Origin of the sequence: Novosphingobium sp. ST904, assembly GCF_001298105.1 — a bacterium.
In the GTDB taxonomy this organism is placed as follows: domain Bacteria; phylum Pseudomonadota; class Alphaproteobacteria; order Sphingomonadales; family Sphingomonadaceae; genus Novosphingobium.
In genome coordinates, this window is the sequence record NZ_LGJH01000161.1 from 107,518 (window position 1) to 128,456 (window position 20,939).

At 65.7% G+C, this 20,939-nt stretch carries 17 protein-coding genes and 5 pseudogenes; 13 read left to right on the forward strand and 9 right to left on the reverse strand.

The features are described from left to right. Positions 1-48 precede the first annotated feature (48 nt). From ADT71_RS34410 to ADT71_RS35165, 4 genes and pseudogenes are all read left to right on the forward strand, one after another. Positions 49-345, forward strand: coding sequence for a JAB domain-containing protein (locus tag ADT71_RS34410; RefSeq protein WP_231636153.1), 297 nt, complete (start codon positions 49-51; stop codon positions 343-345). 92 nt (positions 346-437) lie between these two features. Next, positions 438-2,086: pseudogene (locus ADT71_RS23555) on the forward strand (alpha-D-glucose phosphate-specific phosphoglucomutase). A gap of 171 nt (positions 2,087-2,257) precedes the next feature. Next, positions 2,258-2,665 (forward strand): annotated as a pseudogene (locus ADT71_RS35160) (arylamine N-acetyltransferase); the annotation flags it as partial. A gap of 115 nt (positions 2,666-2,780) precedes the next feature. Next, entirely contained in the window at positions 2,781-3,098 is a 318-nt protein-coding gene (locus ADT71_RS35165) for an arylamine N-acetyltransferase (RefSeq protein WP_255351688.1), read from the forward strand. Positions 3,099-3,170: 72 nt separating this feature from the next. Here ADT71_RS35165 and moaB read toward each other — a convergent pair whose 3' ends face one another. The 3 genes and pseudogenes from moaB to ADT71_RS23575 all read right to left on the reverse strand — a co-directional run bounded on the left by moaB (position 3,171) and on the right by ADT71_RS23575 (position 6,364). Beyond that, complete coding sequence (moaB, locus tag ADT71_RS23565) at positions 3,171-3,698, reverse strand: molybdenum cofactor biosynthesis protein B (protein WP_054440815.1); 528 nt, start codon at positions 3,696-3,698, stop codon at positions 3,171-3,173. Next, positions 3,688-5,420, reverse strand: a pseudogene (locus tag ADT71_RS23570) (lytic transglycosylase domain-containing protein). Before ADT71_RS23570 ends, moaB begins: the two are co-directional and overlap by 11 nt. Before the next feature lie 143 nt (positions 5,421-5,563). Continuing rightward, complete coding sequence (locus ADT71_RS23575; protein ID WP_054440817.1) at positions 5,564-6,364, reverse strand: uracil-DNA glycosylase family protein; 801 nt, start codon at positions 6,362-6,364, stop codon at positions 5,564-5,566. A gap of 92 nt (positions 6,365-6,456) precedes the next feature. On the opposite strand from ADT71_RS23575, the pseudogene ADT71_RS23580 reads away from it, so the two are divergent. From ADT71_RS23580 to ilvD, 4 genes and pseudogenes are all read left to right on the forward strand, one after another. Next, positions 6,457-8,105: pseudogene (locus ADT71_RS23580) on the forward strand (electron transfer flavoprotein-ubiquinone oxidoreductase). Between the two features lie 170 nt (positions 8,106-8,275). Further along, positions 8,276-9,088 carry a 4-(cytidine 5'-diphospho)-2-C-methyl-D-erythritol kinase gene (locus ADT71_RS23585; protein ID WP_132468966.1) on the forward strand — a complete coding sequence of 271 codons (813 nt, stop codon included), beginning with the start codon at positions 8,276-8,278 and terminating at the stop codon, positions 9,086-9,088. A gap of 11 nt (positions 9,089-9,099) precedes the next feature. Next, on the forward strand, positions 9,100-9,819 hold the full coding sequence (locus ADT71_RS23590; protein WP_054440821.1) for an N-formylglutamate amidohydrolase: 720 nt from the start codon (positions 9,100-9,102) through the stop codon (positions 9,817-9,819). 179 nt (positions 9,820-9,998) lie between these two features. Continuing rightward, positions 9,999-11,854: pseudogene (gene ilvD / locus ADT71_RS23595) on the forward strand (dihydroxy-acid dehydratase). 168 nt (positions 11,855-12,022) lie between these two features. Here the strand turns inward: ilvD and ADT71_RS23600 are convergent. Next, positions 12,023-12,298, reverse strand: a complete 276-nt coding sequence (locus ADT71_RS23600; protein ID WP_054440823.1) for a hypothetical protein — start codon at positions 12,296-12,298, stop codon at positions 12,023-12,025. 125 nt (positions 12,299-12,423) lie between these two features. Here ADT71_RS23600 and ADT71_RS23605 point away from each other — a divergent pair, with 125 nt between their 5' ends. The 3 genes from ADT71_RS23605 to ADT71_RS23615 are packed head-to-tail and all read left to right on the forward strand — an operon-like array spanning position 12,424 to position 15,441. Beyond that, positions 12,424-12,801: a hypothetical protein gene (locus ADT71_RS23605; protein WP_054440825.1), complete on the forward strand. Its 378-nt coding sequence runs from the start codon at positions 12,424-12,426 to the stop codon at positions 12,799-12,801. Continuing rightward, the gene (locus ADT71_RS23610; RefSeq protein ID WP_054440827.1) at positions 12,773-14,185 is read left to right on the forward strand and encodes an NAD(P)H-hydrate epimerase; all 1,413 of its coding nucleotides are present in this window, start codon (positions 12,773-12,775) and stop codon (positions 14,183-14,185) included. Before ADT71_RS23605 ends, ADT71_RS23610 begins: the two co-directional genes overlap by 29 nt. After that, a complete protein-coding gene (locus ADT71_RS23615; protein WP_054440828.1) occupies positions 14,182-15,441 on the forward strand; it encodes a class I SAM-dependent RNA methyltransferase in 1,260 nt (419 codons plus the stop codon). The genes ADT71_RS23610 and ADT71_RS23615 overlap by 4 nt, the downstream gene beginning before the upstream one ends. 49 nt (positions 15,442-15,490) lie before the next feature. On the opposite strand, the gene ADT71_RS23620 is transcribed toward ADT71_RS23615, so the two are convergent. From ADT71_RS23620 to ADT71_RS23640, 5 genes are all read right to left on the reverse strand, one after another. Continuing rightward, positions 15,491-15,751 carry a hypothetical protein gene (locus ADT71_RS23620; RefSeq protein ID WP_054440830.1) on the reverse strand — a complete coding sequence of 87 codons (261 nt, stop codon included), beginning with the start codon at positions 15,749-15,751 and terminating at the stop codon, positions 15,491-15,493. Between the two features lie 41 nt (positions 15,752-15,792). Continuing rightward, the gene (locus tag ADT71_RS23625; protein ID WP_132468968.1) at positions 15,793-16,023 is read right to left on the reverse strand and encodes a hypothetical protein; all 231 of its coding nucleotides are present in this window, start codon (positions 16,021-16,023) and stop codon (positions 15,793-15,795) included. A 127-nt stretch (positions 16,024-16,150) separates the two neighbouring features. Further along, positions 16,151-17,128, reverse strand: coding sequence for a threonine/serine dehydratase (locus ADT71_RS23630; protein ID WP_054440908.1), 978 nt, complete (start codon positions 17,126-17,128; stop codon positions 16,151-16,153). A 16-nt stretch (positions 17,129-17,144) separates the two neighbouring features. Beyond that, on the reverse strand, positions 17,145-17,789 hold the full coding sequence (locus tag ADT71_RS23635) for a class I SAM-dependent methyltransferase (RefSeq protein ID WP_054440834.1): 645 nt from the start codon (positions 17,787-17,789) through the stop codon (positions 17,145-17,147). A 10-nt stretch (positions 17,790-17,799) separates the two neighbouring features. Further along, positions 17,800-19,035, reverse strand: a complete 1,236-nt coding sequence (locus tag ADT71_RS23640) for a DUF3419 family protein (RefSeq protein WP_054440836.1) — start codon at positions 19,033-19,035, stop codon at positions 17,800-17,802. 280 nt (positions 19,036-19,315) lie between these two features. On the opposite strand from ADT71_RS23640, the gene ADT71_RS23645 reads away from it, so the two are divergent. Together ADT71_RS23645 and ADT71_RS23650 are read left to right on the forward strand one after the other, a co-directional pair. Next, positions 19,316-20,527, forward strand: coding sequence for a saccharopine dehydrogenase family protein (locus ADT71_RS23645; RefSeq protein ID WP_054440837.1), 1,212 nt, complete (start codon positions 19,316-19,318; stop codon positions 20,525-20,527). Next, positions 20,527-20,934: a hypothetical protein gene (locus tag ADT71_RS23650; protein ID WP_054440839.1), complete on the forward strand. Its 408-nt coding sequence runs from the start codon at positions 20,527-20,529 to the stop codon at positions 20,932-20,934. Before ADT71_RS23645 ends, ADT71_RS23650 begins: the two co-directional genes overlap by 1 nt. Positions 20,935-20,939: the final 5 nt, after the last annotated feature.

The following is a 20,939-nucleotide window of genomic DNA, read 5'->3' on the forward strand; positions in this document are numbered from 1 at the left end:
CAGTACCTTGCGCGGCGGCTGCTCGGCCGCCGGGAGGAATGCGTGATGATGCTGTTTTTCACCGCGCAGGGCCTGTTCATCGCCGAGGAGTTCCAGATCGGCACCCGTCAGTCGAGCTGCGAACTGCCGCTGCGGCGCACGGTGCGTCGCGCCTTCGACCTTGATGCACGGCGGCTGGTGCTGGCGCATAACCACCCCTCCGGCGATCCGACGCCCAGTGTCGATGATATCCAGTCCACCCGAACGTTCCGGCAGGTCATGGCCGCGCTGGAGTTCAGTCTCGACGACCATTTCGTCGTCGCGCGGGGCGGTATTTTCAGCATGAGCGACAATGGTTTGATCTAGATACGATCGGCATTTGACTTTGCCGGCCATGCAACCAGAGTGTCGTCTAAGCTATCTATACCGACGACCGCGCCTGCGCCTGCAGGTCCTGCATGGAGATTGGGGTTTTGACCGATATCGTCACCGTACCGACCACGCCTTTCGAAGGACAGGCGCCGGGAACGTCCGGCCTGCGCAAGAAGGTTCGCGTGTTCCAGCAGCCGAACTATTCCGAGAACTTCATCCAGTCCGTGTTCGATGTGGTGAAGCCGCAGCCCGGCGCCGCGCTGGTGATCGGCGGTGACGGGCGTTTTCATAACCGCACGGTGATCCAGCAGGCGATCCGGATGGCCGCGGCAAACGGCTATGGCCGGGTCCTGGTGGGCCAGGGGGGCATACTCTCGACGCCTGCGGCAAGTCACGTCATCCGCAAATACGGTGCGAGTGGAGGCCTGATCCTTTCCGCCAGCCACAATCCCGGCGGCCCTGAGGAAGACTTCGGCATCAAGTACAATATCGCCAATGGCGGCCCGGCGCCTGAGGGCGTCACAAACGCGATCCTGGCGCGCACGCGTGAAATCGAGCTCTGGCTCACGGTGGAGGCTGCCGATGTCGATCTCGACACGCTCGGCGAAACCACGATCGGCGGCATGACGGTCGAGGTCATCGATCCGGTTTCCGACTATGCCGATCTCATGGAGGAGCTGTTCGACTTCGATGCGATCCGCAAGGCGGTCGGCAGCGGTTTCACCATGCGCTTCGACGCGATGAGCGCCGTGACCGGGCCCTATGCGATGGAGATACTGGAAAATCGCCTGGGCTTCGCGCCCGGCACCGTGATCAACGGCACGCCGCTGGAGGATTTCGGCGGGCACCACCCCGATCCGAACCTGATCCATGCCAAGGACCTCTACGATGTGATGATGGGGCCGGACGCGCCGGATCTCGGAGCCGCGTCGGACGGTGATGGCGACCGCAATCTCATCATCGGCAGGGGGCGGTTCATCACGCCGTCGGATTCGCTGGCGATGCTGGCGGCCAATATCGAGATCTCTCCGGCCTATCGCGGGCGGTTGACCGGAATTGCCCGTTCCATGCCGACCAGCGCCGCGGCCGACCGGGTGGCGGAAGCGCTGGGGGTCCCCTGTTTCGAAACCCCGACCGGGTGGAAGTTCTTCGGCAACCTCCTCGATGCGGGAATGGCGACGATCTGCGGCGAGGAAAGCGCCGGTACGGGGTCCGATCATGTGCGCGAGAAGGACGGCCTGTGGGCGGTGCTGCTCTGGCTCAACATCCTTGCCGTGCGTGATATCGGCGTGGATCAGCTTGCGCGCACGCATTGGGCGCGCTTTGGCCGTAACTACTACGCACGTCATGACTATGAGGCGATCGAAAGCGACCGCGCAGCCGGATTGATGACGGAGCTGAAGCAGGGCCTGACCGGCCTGGCAGGCCAGCAGTTCGGGCCGCTCATCGTCGCCGGGGCCGACAATTTTTCCTACTCGGATCCGGTCGATCAATCGGTGAGCGAAAACCAGGGCATCCGCGTCCTGTTCGAGGATGGCAGCCGCGTGGTGTTCCGTCTTTCCGCACCGGCACGCAGGGCGCCACCTTGCGGGTCTATCTCGAACGCTATGAACCGGCGACCGGTCATATCGATCAGGAAACCGGTGCGATGCTGGAACACCAGATTGCTGCCGCGCAGGAGATCGCCGGGATCACGCGGCACACGGGACGGATCGCGCCCGACGTCATAACCTGAAACGCCGCGCTGCCGCGGTTGCAAAGGCCTTGCGAGCGCCGTCTCGCAGGGCTTTTGCGTTTTTGCGGAGGGCGCTGACTTATCCCGATCGTTCCCCTGGTTCTGCCCGGCTTGTCAGCATGTTTATCCACAGCCTTGCCCACTGCGGGAAGGCAAGGCAGAGCAGGCGTTATGGACCTCGAAAACTACTTCGCCCGCATCGGCCTTCCGGCTGCCCCAACGCTCGATCCGGACGGGCTCGCGCAGCTTCAGCTGGCGCATCGGCGTGCAATCGGCTTCGAGAATCTCGCGATCCCGCTCGGCGAGGGTGCCCGGATCGACAGCGCCAGCGTGTTCGAGAAGCTTGTGGTGCAGGGGCGCGGGGGATATTGCTTCGAGCAGAACAGGCTGTTTTCGGACGTTCTTTCCGCACTGGGGCTGGCGAACCGGCCACTTCTGGCGCGGGTGCTGCTGGGGCTGCCGGAAGGCGTCGTTCCGCCGCGAACCCATACGCTTTTGCTGGTCAACCTCGGCGGCGATGCGTGGATTGCCGATGCCGGGTTCGGCGGCAGCTATGTTCCGCCCCTTCCGCTGGAAGACGGGGCGCAGGTCCAGACCCCGGACGGGGCCTGGCACCGCCTGCTGCGCAGCGGGGAGCGGGGATCACTCGGCGGTGAGTGGCGGCTCGAAAGAGCCGGTCCGGCCGGTGCGACCGATGGGCGCAGCACCGCACGGCGATTGGCAGCCGCAATATGTCTTCGATCTTGCGCAAGTGGCCGGAGACGATCTCGAAATGGCCAATCACTGGACTTCGACGCGGCCCGGCACGCGGTTCACCACGCTTTGCGTCGCAAGCGTGGTGCTGGATGGCGGTTTCGCGGCTCTCAGCGACCGGCAGCTCACGATCCATTCCCAGGGGGTGAGCGAAACCCGCGCCATCGAGGACGCGCGCGATTATGCGCAGAACCTGCGTGACCTGTTTCGTATTGCGCTGTCCGATGAGGATGCGGAGAGACTGCCGCCGTTTTCCTGAGGGAGACCAACTCCCTCGGGGCCGTAGCCAAAATCCGTGGCTACGCCGAATTCGTCCGCATGGCCCGGATTCTCAGACTTCCCTGAGCCTTGGCATCAATTCCACGAAGTTGCAGGGCCGGTTCCGGCTGTCCAGCTGTTCGGCGAGGATGCCGTCCCAGCCGTCTTTCACCGCGCCGTTGGAGCCGGGCAGGGCGAAGATGTAAGTCCCTCGCGAAACGGCAGCGGCGGCGCGGGACTGGACGGTGGAGGTGCCGATCGTCTGGTAGGAGAGCCAGCGGAAGAGTTCGCCGAAGCCGGGAATGTCGCGTTCCTTCACGCGGTCGATGGCCTCCGGGGTAACGTCGCGACCGGTGAGGCCGGTGCCGCCGGTGGAAACGATGGCGTCAACGTTCGGATCGTCGATCCAGGCATTGAACTGTGCGGCGATCAGGTCCGCGTCGTCCTTCTCGATGGCGCGCGCTGCCAGGGTGTGGCCCGCATCACGGATGCGCTGGGCGAGAATGTCGCCCGAGGTGTCGTTCTCGGGGACGCGCGTATCGGAGACTGTCAGAAGGGCGATGTTGATCGGCTTGAAGGTACGCTCAGGATCAATTGCCACGCAGGATAGCTCCATTCGGTGCCATGCGGACCGCCTGGGAGCCGGAAAGCCCCGGGAAGGTCGGCCACATGTCCTGTGCGAGCGCCATGCGGCTTTCGGACTGGCCGCCAGCCTGGCGCTCGTACATCCAGTAGTTGCGCAGCACTATGTTCACATAGCCGCGCGTTTCCCAGTAGGGCAGCGATTCAATCCACAGCAGCGGGTCGCCCTGGTCCTTCACTTCGGTGTTCCAGCGGCTGATCGGGAGAATGCCGGCGTTATAGGCGGCCATGACCTTGGGCAGCAGGCCCTGGGTTCCGGGTGCGTCGCGCAGCATCTGGAGGTGGCGCTGGCCGAAAGCGAGGTTCACTTCGGGCTTGTTGAGGTCGCTGGCATTGCCGGTTACGCCGAGTGAGGCCGCATGATCGCGGGCGGCGGCGGGCATGATCTGCATGAGGCCGCGCGCACCGGCCGGGCTGACGACGCTGGCCTGGAAGATCGATTCCTGAAGGGCATGGGCGTAAACCAGCGCCGGGTCGACCTTCCAGCCGCCCACCGGGGTCACTTGGGCGTGGGGAAGCGGCTGGCCGGTTCCGGTTTGCCGCCGTAAGGCGCATTGTAGGCCATCCAGAGCTGGGTGGAGGGCAGGCCGAGATCGCGGGCGAGGCGGCTGATCGAGGCGTACTGGTCCGCCGAGCCGATGCGGGCCTGATGGCGCAGCACTTCGTCGGCCAGGCTGTCCTTGCCGATTTCCGCCAGCTCCACCGCGGTGCGGATGTTGGAATTGGTGCGCAGCGCCTGCCAGTCGGTCGGCGTGAAATCGGCGGCGGCATGCTGTTCCGGCATCTTCAGGCCGAGCTGTTCGGCGGCGAGCATGCCATAAAGCGTTTCGTCGCGCGCGGCGGCAAGGCGCAGCGACGCGGCGGCCTGCTCCGGCTTGCGGCACCGCACGAGCGATCGGCTGTTCCAGTAATGTGCGGCGCTGGTCAGTTCCGCGTTCTCGGATGAGCGGGCCGCGCGGGAGAAGGCGTCGGCAGCGCCGTCGCAATCACCCAGGCGCCAGGCCGCGAGCCCGGCCGTCCACCATGCCTCGCCCACCCAGGGGCCAGTGCCCATCGCAGCAAGCTGGGCAAGCTGGTAGGCCTGCGCATCCTGGTTTTCGATATAGAAGCTCCAGGCCACCTTTTCGCGCCATTCGGCCTGAGCCGAGGGGCTGAGGCCGGCGTCGATGCCGTCAAGCAGGACGCGCGCGCCGGTGGGATCGTCGGCCTTGATACGGTCGTTGATGCCCGAGGCGATCATCGCCGGCATCGTGCCGTCATCGATGGAGGCGGGGCGCACGCGCTTGGCCATGGTGGGCAGGCGGGCGAACTGCTGCTCTGCAGGAAGCGAGGGAACGCTGAGGGCGCCGCGCTTCAGCGCAAGGCGGCTGATCTGGTCGGCGCCGGGAAGCTCGGTGCCCTGCGCCAGCCAGGATTGCAGCGCCGGAAGCTCGATCTTCGGGGAGCCGGAGGCGAGGTAGTATTCGGCGCGGGCCTGCTGGTGCAGCGGGCCGTCGGGACGGTCCGTCAGCATTCGCTGCACGGTGGTCCAGTCCTTCGCGTCGATCGCGTCGAAGACCTGCTTGTAATAGGTCCGATCGTCCTGGCTGAGCAGCGAGGGAACGGCTGTATTGTCCGCCCGCGTGCGGAAATACTCGACAGCGGCGCTATTGGCGAAGGCCGGCGCCGCGGCTGCGGTCATCCCGGCCACGGCAATCAGGGCTGCGCCTGCGCGCCAAGCCCCGCTGCCCAAACCTCCAGCGCCAAATCGTTTCAAATCAATTCCCCGCATCGTGCGACCCATCCGGCGTTCTTTGGCCTGATCATCCGCAGGGAACCGTCCTTTCAGGACTGTGAACCCTCCGGCCCGGCATCTTTCATCTGTGCAATTTCAGACTTCGTCCACTCAAGCCAGGCGTTCCAGAAGCTCGCTTTTGCGCGCGGCTGTTGCAGCAGCGCGGCGAGGCCCCACCCGCCCAGGAGAGGTGTCGTAAGTCCTTCATGATGAAATTGTCTTAAAACGGCAGCGCGTTGCGGTGATTCGTGGCCAAGAAGCGACAGGACGTTTCCGCCAAGCACAATGAGTCGCTGCGGTGCGACAAGGTTAACGTGCCGGGCGAGTGCTTCGCCCACGCCGCGCGATTCCGCCGCGCGCCAGTCCGGCAGCGCATCGTGGCGGGGCAGCGCGCTGGCGAGATAGATATCCGCGCGCCGGGTGCCGAAGGCCGCGAGCATGGCGTCGAGCAACTTGCCCTGCTGGCCGGTGAGCAGTTCGTCGCGGTCCTGCTGTTCGGGCGTTTCCACCACGACCATCAGTTTCGCGCCTGCCACGCCGCCCGGCATCACGCGGCCGGCCGGGCCGCCATCGTCCAGTAGCGATTCGCTCATCCACCAATCGCGGAAGGCGGGAAGGTCGGCCGGGAGCAATGCCGGGTCGATCCGGGTGGGCCGGGGCGGCGGCGCGTCGACGTCCACCGGGGGGCGGCGACGCGGGGGCAGCCGGTCTCCGTTTTCGTCCTGTTCGTCCTCGGGCACGATCCACTGGCGGGGCTCGTCCAGAAAGTCGAATTCGACCCCGGCTTCGCGCCACCAGTTCAGCGCACCTGTGATATCGTCCAGAAATTGCCGATTTGGGGCCTGATCCATCGCGTGGGTCTTGACCTCTTGCCATCCACCAATCAAGGCAATTCGCGAAAATTAATCGAGCGACTAAACTAGGGGCTTGCTGCGTGGACGCAATGATTGAACGCGAAGAGATGCCGTATGACGTCGTCATCGTGGGCGGTGGGCCCGCAGGACTGGCGACGGCGATCCGGCTGAAGCAGGTCGATCCTGAGCTTTCGGTCTGCGTGCTCGAAAAGGGCTCGGAGATCGGCGCGCACATCCTTTCGGGCGCGACGATCGATCCCAAGGCGCTTGACGAACTGCTGCCGACCTGGCGCGAGGACGGCTGCCCGCTGGCGGAAACGCCCGTGACCGACAACTGGCACTGGCATCTCACGAAAAAGAAGAAGTTCTCTCTGCCGCATCTGGTGATGCCGCCGTTCATGTCGAACGATGGCAACTACACCGGCTCTCTAGGCAATCTCTGCCGCTGGCTGGCCGAGCAGGCCGAGGCGCTGGAGATCGAGATCTTCCCCGGCTTCCCCGCCGCCGAGATTCTCCATGACGACAATGGCGCCGTCATCGGCGTGCAGACCGGCGACATGGGCGTGGACCGCGAAGGCAAACCCAAGAGCGATTTCCAGCCGGGCATGAACCTGCTGGGCAAGTACACCGTGTTCTGCGAAGGCGCGCGCGGCCACCTGACCAAGCGGCTCAAGGCGAAGTACAATCTGGAGGCCGATTGCCAGCCGCAGATCTATGGCATCGGCATCAAGGAACTCTGGGATATCCCGGCGGACAAGCACGTCCCCGGCCGCGTGATCCACACCCAGGGCTGGCCGATGAGCGAGACCGATAGCTGGGGCGGCGGCTTCCTCTACCACCAGGCGAACAACCAGGTGGCATTGGGCTTTGTTACCGCGCTGGATTACAAGAATCCCTACGTCTACCCGTTCGAGGAATTCCAGCGCTGGAAGCAGCACCCGGAAATCCGGGCGATTCTCGAAGGCGCAAGCGCGTCGCCTACGGTGCGCGTGCGATCAACGAGGGTGGCTGGCAGTCGGTGCCGATGCTGGCCTTCCCGGGCGGCGTGCTGGCAGGCTGTTCGGCCGGCTTCGTCAACGTGCCGCGCATCAAGGGCACGCATACCGCCATGAAAAGCGGCATGCTGGCTGCCGAGGCGATTGCTGCGGCCATCAAGGCAGGCCGCGAGCAGGACACGCTGGGCGAATACGACACCGCCGTGCGCGAGAGCTGGATCGCCAAGGAACTCAAGCTCGTCCAGAACGCGGAGCCGCTGGTCGCCAAGTGGGGCGGCGAGATCGGCACGGTGCTGGCGGGCGCGGACATGTGGCTGCGCACGCTGTTCGGCTTCGGGCTGGCCAGGCCGATGAAGCATCACACCGATGCCTCGACACTCCAGCGCGCCGATCTCTACAAGCCGGTCGCATATCCCAAGCCGGACGGTGTCATCAGTTTCGACCGCCTGACCAGCGTGTCCTACTCCTTCACCAATCACGAGGAAGACCAGCCGGTCCACCTGAAGCTGACCGATCCGACGGTCCCCACGCGCATCAACCTGCCGCTCTATGCGGGGCCAGAGGCGCGCTATTGCCCGGCGGGCGTCTACGAATTCGTCGATCCGGACGGTTCGGGCATGAAGCTCCAGATCAACGCGCAGAACTGCGTCCACTGCAAGACCTGCGACATCAAGGATCCGAGCCAGAACATCGAATGGGTCACCCCTGAAGGCGGCGGCGGCCCGAACTATCCGAATATGTAATCGGAATGAGGGAAGGGCAGCGCCCTTTCCCGGTTCGGAATCTGATTGCCGCCGATTTCTCCCGTCACCCTGAAACGGGTTCAGGGTGACGGTTCCCCGGTTTGCAACGAGGGGTGGGAAGGCCAACGCTCGCCTTGCCTCTGGGCTCGCCTCGCGCCATGGACGGAGCGATGCTGACCGAAACTGCCTATGCCAAGATCAACCTCGCCCTCCATGTCCGCAGGCGGCGCGAGGATGGCTATCACGAGCTGGAAACCCTGTTCGCCTTCGTCGATGCGGGGGACGAACTGGCGGCGGCGCCCGCCGAAGTGGATTGCCTTGCCACGCACGGCGAGTTTGCAGGGAAGATCGACGACCCGCTCGGCAACATCGTCGCCAAGGCCCTGACAGCGCTGCCGCATGGCAAGGGATGGTCGGTCGACCTCGAAAAGCGCTTGCCCGTCGCGGCAGGGCTGGGCGGGGGCTCCGCCGATGCAGGCGCCATCTTCCGCATGGTCGAACGCGCTCATGGCCTCCCGGACGACTGGCATGAGCGCGCCGCAAGGCTGGGCGCCGACGTGCCCGCCTGCGTGCTTTCGCGGCCCTGCATCGGCACCGGCACCGGCACCGATCTTGCCGAAGTCTCCGAAAACGACCTTGCCGGATGCCCGGTGCTGCTGGTCAATCCCCGCGCGCCGGTGCCTACCGGGCCGGTGTTCAAGGCGTGGGACGGCGTAGACCGCGGCCCGATGCCGGGCGGAACCCTGCGCGAGATCGCCCAGGGCGGGCGCAACGATCTGGAAGGACCGGCCATCGCCATCTGCCCGGTTATCGCCGATGTCTTGGCGGCCTTGCGCGATACCGGGCCGTTCCTCGCGCGCATGTCAGGCTCCGGCGCAACGTGTTTTGCGCTCTATGAGAGTCAGGAAGCCTTAAGCGATGCTGCCGCAAGCATCGCGGCGGAACACCCCGACTGGTGGCAACTATCCGGGAAATTGCGTTGAAAGCCCCTGCGATGAAAACCGAACTCTACAAGTTGCTCGGCAAACCCGTGGAAGGCGGCATCGTCGTCATCGCCGACCATGCCTCGAACCATGTGCCTGACGGAATCGACCTCGGCATTCCCGCGGATCTGATGAACCAGCACATCGCCATCGACATCGGCGTCGCCGCCGTGGCGGAGAGGATGACGGGGGCGGGCACTTCGGCATGGCTTGCCGGGATCAGCCGCCTCGTCTGCGATCTGAACCGCGATATCGGGATGCCCGGCATGTTCCCGGTCGTTTCGGACGGCTACGCGATCCCCGGCAACATGATCGGTGACGATGGCCGCGCCGCACGCGTGGCGGAATACTTTGCCCCTTATCACACCGCTCTCGAAGAAATGCTGGAATCTGCCGAGCCTGCACTGATCGTTTCGCTTCACAGTTTCACGCCGGGCCTGGCAACGTGCGACAAGCCGCGGCCCTGGGAGATCGGCATTCTCTACAACCAGGATGACCGCGCGGCGCGCATCGCCATTGCGCTGCTGGAGGCGGAAGGCCTGACGGTGGGCGATCAGGAGCCCTACTCGGGACGGATACTGAACGCCTCCATGAACCGCCATGCCGAGGCGCATGGGCGGCCCTACCTCAGCATCGAGATCCGGCAGGACCAGATTGCGGACGAGGCCGGGCAGGCGCTCTGGGCCGAGCGGATGACGCGGCTTTGCGCAGGCGTTGTCGAACGGCTGTGAGGGGGCGGCATAGGGCAGGGTGAAATTCGAAAACCTGCTTGACCCTTGAACCAATAAAACAATCTTTATGGCGTTTGCGAAAGAAAATGTCTCACTCCCCATTGCTGCGGCGCAGTTCGCAGTGTAGGGGCCGGCGCAAAGGGCGTATAGTCGCGCCCCTGTATCCCGGAGTTCGCACAATGCCCGCCTATCGTTCCCGCACTTCCACCCATGGCCGCAACATGGCGGGCGCGCGTGGCCTCTGGCGCGCGACGGGCATGAAGGATGCGGACTTCGGCAAGCCGATCATCGCGGTGGTGAACTCGTTCACGCAGTTCGTGCCCGGCCACGTCCACCTGAAGGACCTGGGTCAGATGGTTGCCCGCGAGATCGAGGCTGCGGGCGGCGTCGCCAAGGAATTCAACACCATCGCGGTCGATGACGGCATCGCGATGGGCCATGACGGCATGCTCTATTCGCTGCCCAGCCGCGACCTGATCGCCGACAGCGTGGAATACATGGTCAACGCCCACTGCGCCGACGCCATGGTCTGCATCTCCAACTGCGACAAGATCACGCCGGGGATGCTGATGGCCGCGCTGCGCATCAACATCCCGGTCGTGTTCGTTTCGGGCGGGCCGATGGAAGCGGGCAAGGTCGTGCTGCGCGGCAAGGAGCAGGCGCTCGATCTGGTCGATGCCATGGTCGCCGCCGCCGACGAGAGCTACACCGACGAGGAAGTGAAGGCGATCGAGCGTTCGGCCTGCCCCACGTGCGGTTCGTGCTCGGGCATGTTCACTGCAAACTCGATGAACTGCCTGACCGAAGCGCTGGGCCTGTCGCTGCCGGGTAACGGCTCGACGCTGGCGACTCACTCCGACCGTCAGCGACTGTTCCTCGAAGCAGGCCGTCTCGTCGTGGACCTGTGCCGCCGCTATTACGAGCAGGAAGACGAATCCGCGCTGCCGCGCAACATCGCCAGCTTCGCGCTTTCGAAAACGCCATGAGCCTCGATATCGCCATGGGCGGATCGACCAATACCGTGCTTCACCTGCTGGCGGCTGCCGTGGAAGCGGGCGTGGACTTCACGATGGAGGACATCGACCGTCTCAGCCGCAAGGTGCCGTGCCTTTCCAAGGTCGCGCCGGCCAAGAACGACGTCCACATGGAAGACGTCCACCGCGCCGGCGGCATCATGGCGATCCTCGGCCAGCTCGACCGCGCCGGCCTGCTCAACTCTGACCTGCCGACGGTGCATAGCAAGTCGCTGGGCGACGCGCTCAACCACTGGGATATCTCGCGCACCAATTCGCCTTCGGTGCAGGAGTTCTTCAAGGCCGCGCCGGGCGGCGTGCCGACCCAGACCGCGTTCAGCCAGAGCCGCCGCTGGGACGACCTCGACCTTGACCGTGAGCACGGCGTCATCCGTTCGAAGGAACATGCCTTCAGCCAGGACGGCGGCCTTGCGGTGCTCTACGGCAATATCGCTGCTGACGGTTGCATCGTGAAGACGGCGGGCGTGGATGACAGCATCCTCAAGTTCACCGGCACTGCGCGCGTCTACGAATCGCAGGATGCCGCCGTTGCGGGCATTCTCGGCGGACAGGTGGCTGCGGGCGATGTCGTGGTGATCCGCTACGAAGGACCGCGCGGGGGGCCGGGCATGCAGGAAATGCTCTACCCGACCAGCTACCTGAAGTCGAAGGGCCTCGGCAAAGCCTGCGCGCTGCTGACCGACGGTCGTTTCTCGGGCGGCACTTCCGGTCTCTCGATCGGACATGCCTCGCCGGAAGCGGCGGAAGGCGGCGCCATCGGCCTCGTCGAGAACGGCGACACCATCGAGATCGATATCCCCGGTCGCACCATTCACCTCGCGGTCTCGGACGAGGTTCTGGCCCATCGCCGGGCCCAGCAGGAAGCGCGCGGAGCCGACGCATGGTCGCCGGTCCATCCGCGTCCTCGCAAGGTCTCGGCCGCGCTCCAGGCCTATGCCGCGATGACGACCAGCGCTGCCCGTGGTGCCGTGCGCGACGTGACCCAGCTCAAGCGGAAGTAAGGTTCGAGGAAGCCGGCCGAGGGTGCGTGGCGCTTCCGGCCGCATCCTCGGACGGTCCGCTCCTTATCGTCACTGCAAGCATGGCAACGCGATCCGGATCCGGTCATGCGCCGCTCCGGATTGCTCGCGATGAAAGGCGGGGGAACTGAGGCTGGGGAACTGCGCCGGTTAACCGTCGCTGACAGGGGAGAGGCGGACAGCCTCGTCAACCATGTTCTGCCATGCATCGTGAACGTCGGCGACGTTGACGGTAAGGCCACGATCCTTCTTGAGCAGATGTTCGCCGGCAAGGCACATGCCCGGCGTGGGAACCCGCAGCGCCTTTACCACTTCCCGCGCGGTCGCCTTGAACTGCTCGCGATCTTTCGCGGTAAGGCCATTCCAGTCATCCGTTCCGTGTTCAGCCTTCGCCAGCGCCCTTGCTGCGCGTTCGATCAGCGGCATAGTGCTCTCCCTCGGTAGATTATGCCCCAGCGTAACATCACGCGCGGGCCGCGTTAAGTGTCCCATTCTCGGGCTGCGCCGTGCAGAGGCTTGATGTCGACGGGAAAGTCCTTTTAGCCGGCGGCATGGCACGCTCGCTTCCCGGTTTCGTCTTCATCCTCGCACTTGCCGCCTGCTCGTCGCGGCACGAGGCGCCGAATGTCGCCGAAGGCGGCGCGGCTGTCTCCTGCGCCGTGGGCGGTTCCGCCGAACTGAAACCGGTTTGCGCGGTCGAGCGGTCGGAAGAAGGTGGAATGCTCGTTCTCGTGGTCCACCACCCCGACGGCGCCTTCCGGCGTTTCACCGTCATGACGGACGGCAGCGGCCTTGCGGTTGCCGATGGGGCGCAAGTGGCGGTAACAAGGCTGGAAGGTGAACGGCTCGACGTCAGCGTCGGGGCGGACCGCTACCTGTTCCCGGTGACGAGGAAGCCCCATGCCGCAAATCCAGAGCCTTCACGCTGACCAGATTCTCACCGTTGCGCAGATGCGGCGGGCGGAAGAGGCACTGATCGCAGCAGGGTCGTCGGTCGATGCGCTGATGCAGATCGCGGGGCGGGGCGCGGCGGAATGGATCTGGCGGATCTGCGCGGGGCGCAAGGTCACTGTGCTCTGCGGCCCGGGCAACAACGGCGGTGACGGTTACGTTCTGGCCGAGGCCATTCGCGAGCGTGGCGGCCATGTCACTGTCGTTGCCGGCGCCGATCCGAAGAGCGCGGCGGCGGTCAATGCGCGAAAGCTTTATCAGGGCGCGGTGTCTGGGCCGGAGACACCTGCCGAGGGCGATGTCTTCGTCGATTGCCTCTATGGCAGCGGGCTGACCCGTCCGCTTTCGGCAGGCGACCTGGCGCTACTCACGCGGCTGGCGAATGCACATCATCACCGGGTGGCCGTGGACCTGCCGAGCGGCGTGCAATCCGATACCGGCATGGCGCTGAATCCGTCGCTCCCGGGCTATGACCTCACGATCGCGCTGGGCGCTTGGAAATACGCGCATTTCCTGATGCCGTCCGCTGCCGCCATGGGCGCGCTGCGCCTGGTGCCGATCGGCGTCGCGCCGGTGGAAGGGGCTGCATCGGCCGTGGCCAAGCCTCGCCTCGCGGCACCGGCGGCCGACGCGCACAAGTACCGGCGCGGGCTTCTTGCGGTTGTCGGCGGGGCGATGCCCGGCGCAGCGGTGCTGGCCAGCCTTGCCGCGCAGGCCGCCGGGGCGGGCTACGTCAAACTCTTCGCGGATAGCAAGCGTAACGTCCCTGCGGACCTCGTGGTCGATCAGGGCAAGCTGGTCGATGTGCTCGTGGATGACCGCAATACCGCCGTTCTGGTAGGGCCGGGGCTGGGGCGTGACAGTCTGGCGCGGGAGCGGCTCGCCATTGCCCTGGCCGATCCGGTTCCTGCCGTGATCGATGCCGATGCGCTGGTCCTGCTGACGCCGCGCCTGCTTGCCGAGCGCAAGGCCGCCACAGTGGCGACGCCGCACGAAGGCGAACTGCTGGCTCTTGAACGGGCGTTCGGCTGCGAGGGAAGCGGAAGCAAGCCCGGCCGCGCGCTGGCGCTGGCGAGGGCAGGGGGCATGGTCGTGGTGGCCAAGGGCCCTGACACCGTGATCGCCGCGCCGGACGGCCGGGTCGCCTGCGCCCCCCGTGCCAGTTCCTGGCTTTCGACTGCGGGAACGGGTGACGTGCTGGCCGGGTGCATCGCCAGCCGCCTTGCTGCCGGAACCGAAGCTTTCGCGGCCGCCTGCGAGGGCGTGTGGCTTCATGGAGAGGCGGCGCGGCGCGCTTCGCCTGCCTTTACTGCCGGTCAGCTTGGACAAATGGTCCCGGCTGCGCTAGCGGCCTGCCTGTGACTACTGGAACAGAAGAAATCCTGCGCATCGCCTCCAAGGGCGATGGCGTTACCGAATCCGGCCGCTTCGCCTGGGGCGCTGCACCGGGCGACCTCCTGCACGAGGACGGCACGCTCGAATGGGGGCCGCATCATGTGCAGCCCGCCTGCCAGCATTTCGGCCGTTGCGGCGGCTGCCAGCTTCAACAGCTCGACGAGGAAAGCCTCGAACACTTCGTGGGATCGCGCGTGGCCAATGCCTCTGCCTCGCAGGAATTGGGAGCGGAAGCGATCTCGCCGCCCTACCTGTCCCCGCCGGGCGCGCGCCGCCGTGTGTCGTTGAGGGCGGAAAGCTCGGGCGGGCGCGTGGTCATCGGCTTCCGCGAGGCCAAGTCGCACCGACTGGTGGAGCTGGAAGAATGTCCGGTCATGGCGCCGGAACTGTTCGCGATCCTCGGCCCGCTGCGCAAGCTGCTCATCATGATGGGCAAGGCGGCGCCCGCCAAGAAGGGCGGCAGGCCCGGCAAGCCCGCGAAGCACCAGCAGGCGCGCATGGCCGCCGATATCGAGATGACGCTGACGGACCAGGGCGTCGATCTTGGCGTCAAGGGGCTCACCGCCGAAGGGCTCTCGGCGACCGAATCGATGCTCGATTTCTCGCGCCAGTACGGTCTCGCCCGCCTCACCATGGACGGCGGCTACGGCTTCGAGACGGTGTGGGAGCCGGAACCGGTGACGGTGAGCCTCGGCCCCGTCAAGGTCCCGTTCCCGCCGGGATCGTTCCTTCAGGCCACGCTCGACGGCGAACAGGCCCTGGTCGAAGCCGCGCGCGGCTGGCTCGAGGGTGCTGCGACGGTTGCGGACCTGTTTTCGGGGCTGGGCACCTTTGCGCTGGCGCTGGCCGGGCCGCAGACCAAGGTGCTGGCCGCAGAGGCTGCACGCGATGCACATCTCGCCTGCAAGACCGCGGCGGACCGGGCGCAATTGCCGGTGTTCTCCGCTCACCGCGACTTGTTCCGCAATCCGCTCCAGCCCGATGAACTGAGCAAGTTCGACGCCGTGCTGCTCGATCCGCCCCGCGCCGGTGCGCGCGAGCAGGTGGATTGCATCGCCGATTCCACGGTGAACCGGGTGGTCTATATCTCGTGCAACCCGTCGAGCTGGTCCCGCGATGCCGCGCGGCTGGTGGAGGCGGGGTTCCGGCTGGTCGAACTGCGTCCGGTCGGCCAGTTCCGCTGGTCCACCCACGTCGAACTGGCGAGCTATTTCGAAAGATAGCCCGTCCGCATGGTGGCGGGGCAGGGGGCTCCCTGCCTCGCCCCCTTCCTTACTCTCCCTGGGCCTTGGCCATCATGTCCATGAAGTCCCGCGCGGCGTTGCGGTCTTCCTCGTTGTCGAAGGCGACGTCGAGGTCAGGCGAGGCATTGAACAGATAGAGCAGCGACCACAGCGCGAAACGGCGGCTGCGGTCCTTCTCCATGCCAAGATCGACGCGCATCCGGTCAATCCCGGTTTCCAGCGTGCTGGGAGCGATCGTCGAAAGGTCGTCGGTGCCGAAGTAGCGGCGAAGCTGGTCGTCGAAATCCATGGCCTCGCCCTAGCAGGACCGGGGGCCGACGCGAAGGGGCGTCAGGAATCCGTATTGCGCCCGCATACATGCGCGGACACCAGCTGGTAGATCACCAGCGCCCAGCAGCTTCCGATCATCCCCACGAAGAAGGTCGACCAGCTCAGGCCCCAGTCCGCATCGAGCAGGTTGTTGGTAAGCGCCGCGAGGGTGACCACGACCAGAACGGCTTCGAGCGCAAAGAAGGCCCAGCGCATCGAAATGGCGGAAAATGGTTCACTGCGGGTGCTCACGCGTTTTCTCCCGAATGTGTCTTGCCCCTTTTCGCGCAAGATTAATTCAGGTTGCGTCATTCGTCCAGAATTTGCTTTCCGGTGCAAGTGTTTCAAAATGCACCGATCGGCCCTGCCGGTTTTCGGGTCAGTCGGCTCCGGAAAGCACTCTGGCGAAGGCCTGGGCGTCGGTATTGCCGCCCGAGAGCACGATGGCAGTACGCTCCGCCGAAGGAGTTCTGCCGGCCAGAACCGCCGCCAGCGCCGCGGCGCCGCCGGGTTCGATAACGAGGCGCAGCTTCGCAAAGGCGAGGCGCTGCGCCGCGCGGATTTCGGCGGGGGTGACGACGAGGCCGAACGGGCAGCGCGCCCGAAGGATCTCGAAGTTGATCGGCCAGGTTCCGGGCGTCTGCAGCGCATCGCAGGGCGTGGGCGGGGCATCGGCGCCGACGCGGCAGATCGTTCCGGTTTCGAGGCTGCGGCACACGTCGTCCCAACCTTCGGGTTCGACGGGGATCACTGCTGCATCCGGCAGGGCGAGTGCGAGCCCGGCGGTCAGACCGCCGCCGCCGCAGGGAGCCACTACCTGATCCGGCGCCGCGAGACTAAGTTCGGCCATTTGCGCGGCGATCTCGATCCCGGTGCTGCCCTGGCCTTCGATGATCCACGGGTCGCCATAGGCGTGGACCAGCGTCGCGCCCCGGGCGGCGCACAGGCGCGCCGCCACTTCGTCACGGTCCTCGCCGCCGGGCCGGTCGTAGAGCACGACCTCGGCGCCCAGAGCGCGGGTGTTGGCAAGTTTCACTTCCGGCGCGTCGACCGGCATGACGATGGTGGCTTCGATGCCCAGCCTGCGTGAGGCCCAGGCGACCCCCTGCGCATGATTGCCGCTGGAAACGCCGACGACGCCGCGCGCGCGTTCCTCTTCGGTCAGGGCGGTCAGGCGGTGCCAGGCGCCGCGAATCTTGAACGCGCCGACGGGCTGCAGGCTTTCGGCCTTGCACCAGATCGTGCGGCCATCGACGTCGAGCGGCAGAAGCGGCGTTCTTGGCAGGATTTCCGAGATCTTGCGGGCAGCCATGGCAACGCCTTGGCCGGTCGGACGGTGAAGAAGGGCCTGAGTCATGCGCCCGGCCATAGCGTCAGCGGATGAGGCGCACCATCTGGTAATAGCCCAGGGCCCCGCGCTTCACCTCAACCCGCAGCCCCAGTTCTCCGGCGATCCGCGCGGCGACCATCGGCAGGTCCAGCCGGGGGCTGACGTGGAACTTCGTCAGCCACGCGCGCAGGGCTCCGCGCAGAGGGGCGGGCAGGCCGGAAAGGTCGCCGAAGTCGACGGCATGGAGCACGCCGCCGGGTGCCAGCGCATGTGCCGCCTGTCGCAGCGCGGCCTCCCATCCGGGGATCATCGAGAGCGTGTAGGACAGGATGATCCGGTCGAAGCCGGTGCGGCCGAACAGGTCACGCGGCTCGAATCGTGTGGCGTCGCCGAGCGCCAGTTGCACGTCGGGCCCCAGCCGCGCGCGGGCGGATTTCAGCATCTCGCCGGAAATGTCGAAGCCGTGGCAGGCAGCGCCGGGCCAGGCACGGGCGACCCGTTCCAGATTGCGGCCGGTGCCGCAGCCTGCTTCGAGCACGCTCATGCCGGGTTCCGCGCCCAGTTCACGGATCAGCCGGTCCCGGCCGAACAGGTAGTATTTCCGGGTGAGGTCATAGATGTGGCGCTGGCCCCGATAGACCTTGTCCATCAGCGCGGCATGGTCCTGCGAGGTGGCGCTTCCCGTCATCGCGGATGCCTCAGCGCAGGACGTAGAGGTGGACGCCGCCATAGATGGAGGAGCGATCCCCCCGCGTGGCCGCTCGGGATTCCTCTTCGCGGTAGTCCCAGCGGGAAAGGATTTCTTCCGGCACGCGGCCCGGCAGCAGGGTGGGCTCGGCGGCAGTGCGGAACAGCACGCGCGAACCGGCGCGCGCGGTGCGGGTGATCTCGCTCCAGAGTTCGGTGAGCTGCGCGTCGCTCATCCAGTCCTGTGCATCGAGCAGGATGTAGCGGTCGAGCGAGGCTTCGGCGCTTTCTTTCAGAACCTGCGTGAAGTTCGCATGGCGCAAGGTGAGGCGGCCAAGCCGCTCGCGTACCAAGGGAACATTGGCTTCCTGAAGATAGGGCGGCAGCGGGGCCTTGGGCTCGCGTCCGTAGCCGCGCCCGAAAGCCTGCCAGGCGAAGTAGTTGTCGTTGAGGGGGAAGTGGCAGGCCAGCTTCTCCAGCCGTGCGCGCAGCACATCGGCCATGCGGTTGCCGCCTGCCAGCGCGTCGTACTGGGCAGGCGGAATGCCGAGGCCGAAAAGCGAGGCGGGCTGGTCGGTCAGCCAGCGAACCAGCTTGCGCTCGAAGATCGGCGCCAGCCGTTCGTCAAACACGCGGCGCTGTTCCTCCAGCGTCTCGGCGCCGAGGATTTCGCTGGGGTCGATCTTGTAGAGCTTGGCGAGGACATGTGCCGCACCGATGAAGTGGCCGAGCAGGCCCTGCTTGTAGATACCGCGCGCAAAGCCGCGGATGCGGCGGCGACCCACCAGATCGCGGCCTTCCCAGTACCGGCGGGTGGCTTCGTCGAGGTGCGGGGCAAGGCGGTCCCGATATGTCGCGACATTGCCGGGATGATCGGCCTCGGCAATGAAGCGGCGCAAGTCCGCATAGTCGGTCAGCTTGCGGATCGCGGCGATCTTGAGGCGGCCAAGAGCGATATGCGCGGTGTTGAGATCGACGCTGGTGATCGCGGCGGGATCGGCGGTCAGGTAGGACAGCGCGTTGCAGCTGCCGCTGGAGATGGTGATGATCCGGCTCTCCGGCCCGATCTGCAGCGCCTCCATATCGGCAACCGGATCTTCCCAGATCTGCGCGTAGACGAGGCCCTTGAACGCGAGCGCAAAGGCCTTGTCGAGCAGGCGGGCGGCACGGTTCGATTCGGGGCGGACGACGGCCTTGCCGATGAGGTCGGACGCAGGCCTCGCGTGAGGGTGCTGGGCAGGAGGCATCGGATATTCCTTGGCCGCGAGGGAAAGGTGTTCGCTCGCCGCATTGCCCCCGCCGGGTGACCGCGCGATGACGGGACGATGGCGGATTGTGACAGTTTTCGTTGGGTGCGCTCGTCACATCCGGGACGGGCGTGGGCCGGTGCCGCACAAAACGGCCGGATGGCCGTCTTGCCCAACCGACAGGTCGGACAAACGAATCAACGAAACTCGAAGAGTTGAGTTGTCACACAGGGCCTCTATATGCGGCTGTTCGCGAGCATCGCGTTAAGGAGACAAATTGGTGAGCAAGGTTCTGGTGATCGGCGCAGGCGGCGTCGGTTCGGTCGCGGTCCACAAGATGGCGATGAATCCCGACATCTTCTCGGACATCCACCTCGCCAGCCGCACGGTTTCCAAGTGCGAGGCGATTGCCGAATCGGTGAAGGAGCGCACCGGCGTCTCGATCAGCACTTATGCGATCGACGCCGATGACGTGGCGGCAACCAGCGAGCTGATCCGCTCGATCGGGCCGAAGCTCGTCGTCAATCTCGCGCTGCCCTACCAGGATCTCGCGATCATGGATGCGTGCCTGGCAACCGGCGTGAACTACATGGACACCGCGAACTACGAGCCCAAGGACGTGGCCAAGTTCGAGTATCACTGGCAGTGGGCCTATCAGGAGCGCTTCAAGGAAGCGGGCCTGACCGCGCTGCTCGGCTCGGGCTTCGATCCGGGCGTCACCTCGGTCTTCGCCATGTGGCTGAAGAAGCACAAGCTCAAGACTATCCGCACGCTCGACATTCTCGACTGCAACGGCGGCGATCATGGCCAGGCCTTCGCGACCAACTTCAACCCGGAAATCAACATCCGCGAAGTGACCGCGCCGGCCCGCCACTGGGAAAACGGCCAGTTCGTCGAAACCCCGGCGATGGGCGTGAAGCAGAGCTTCGACTTCGAGGCCGTCGGCCCGAAGAACATGTACATGATGTACCACGAGGAACTCGAAAGCCTTGCGAAGTTCATCCCCGAGATGGAGCGCGCGCGCTTCTGGATGACCTTCGGCGACGAGTACATCAAGCACCTCACCGTGCTGCAGAACGTCGGCATGACCCGGATCGACCCGGTGATCTACAACGGCGTGGAAATCATTCCGCTCCAGTTCCTCAAGGCCGTGCTGCCCGAGCCCAGCTCGCTCGGTTCGACCACCAAGGGCAAGACCAACATCGGCGATATCGCGACCGGCGAAGCGCTTGACGATTCGGGCGAGAAGACGTTCTACATCAAGAACATCTGCGACCACGAAGATGCCTATGCCGAAACCGGCAACCAGGCCGTCAGCTACACCACCGGCGTTCCGGCGATGATCGGCGCCGCCATGCTGGTTACCGGCAAGTGGAGCGGTGCGGGCGTGTTCAACATGGAGCAGTTCGATCCCGACCCCTACATGGACATGCTCAACCAGCATGGCCTGCCCTGGACGGTCGAGGAACTCGACGGACCTCTGGCCTTCTGATGACGATGCTGCGGACCGTTCTCGTCGCTGCGGCCGGCGCTCTCGCGCTGGCCGGTTGCGTGCCGCAGGGCGGTCCGCAGCAGCCCGCTCAACCTGCCGGAAACGGCGAGGCCGGGCCGGGCTATTCCCGTGACATGAGCGCTGCCGACCGCACGGCCTGCGAAGGTTCGGGCGGCAGCGTGCAGCGCCGGGGACGGCTGGGCATGGAACAATGTGTCCATGCTTTTGCCGATGCCGGGAAGCAGTGCACCGATTCCTCGCAGTGCCAGGGCAAGTGCATCGGCAGTGCCGGTGCCGCTTCTGCCGATGCCTCGGCCAGCGGCACCTGCCAGGCGGACGATCGGCTGTTCGGCTGCCATGCGGAGATCAAGGGCGGCAAGGCCGTCAATGCGATCTGCATCGACTGAGCGGG

What these genes read in the sequence shown, in the direction of transcription:
- ADT71_RS23635 (WP_054440834.1), bottom strand. Translation starts at nt 17,789, where the DNA reads ATGACGGGAAGCGCCACCTCGCAGGACCATGCCGCGCTGATGGACAAG.
- ADT71_RS23605 (WP_054440825.1), top strand. Translation starts at nt 12,424, where the DNA reads ATGGCACGCTCGCTTCCCGGTTTCGTCTTCATCCTCGCACTTGCCGCC.
- ADT71_RS35165 (WP_255351688.1), top strand. Translation starts at nt 2,781, where the DNA reads ATGGGCGCAGCACCGCACGGCGATTGGCAGCCGCAATATGTCTTCGAT.
- ADT71_RS23600 (WP_054440823.1), bottom strand. Translation starts at nt 12,298, where the DNA reads ATGCCGCTGATCGAACGCGCAGCAAGGGCGCTGGCGAAGGCTGAACAC.
- ADT71_RS23650 (WP_054440839.1), top strand. Translation starts at nt 20,527, where the DNA reads ATGACGATGCTGCGGACCGTTCTCGTCGCTGCGGCCGGCGCTCTCGCG.
- ADT71_RS23620 (WP_054440830.1), bottom strand. Translation starts at nt 15,751, where the DNA reads ATGGATTTCGACGACCAGCTTCGCCGCTACTTCGGCACCGACGACCTT.
- ADT71_RS23585 (WP_132468966.1), top strand. Translation starts at nt 8,276, where the DNA reads ATGCTGACCGAAACTGCCTATGCCAAGATCAACCTCGCCCTCCATGTC.
- ADT71_RS23575 (WP_054440817.1), bottom strand. Translation starts at nt 6,364, where the DNA reads ATGGATCAGGCCCCAAATCGGCAATTTCTGGACGATATCACAGGTGCG.
- ADT71_RS23630 (WP_054440908.1), bottom strand. Translation starts at nt 17,128, where the DNA reads ATGACTCAGGCCCTTCTTCACCGTCCGACCGGCCAAGGCGTTGCCATG.
- ADT71_RS23640 (WP_054440836.1), bottom strand. Translation starts at nt 19,035, where the DNA reads ATGCCTCCTGCCCAGCACCCTCACGCGAGGCCTGCGTCCGACCTCATC.
- ADT71_RS23610 (WP_054440827.1), top strand. Translation starts at nt 12,773, where the DNA reads ATGCCGCAAATCCAGAGCCTTCACGCTGACCAGATTCTCACCGTTGCG.
- ADT71_RS23590 (WP_054440821.1), top strand. Translation starts at nt 9,100, where the DNA reads ATGAAAACCGAACTCTACAAGTTGCTCGGCAAACCCGTGGAAGGCGGC.
- ADT71_RS34410 (WP_231636153.1), top strand. Translation starts at nt 49, where the DNA reads ATGCTGTTTTTCACCGCGCAGGGCCTGTTCATCGCCGAGGAGTTCCAG.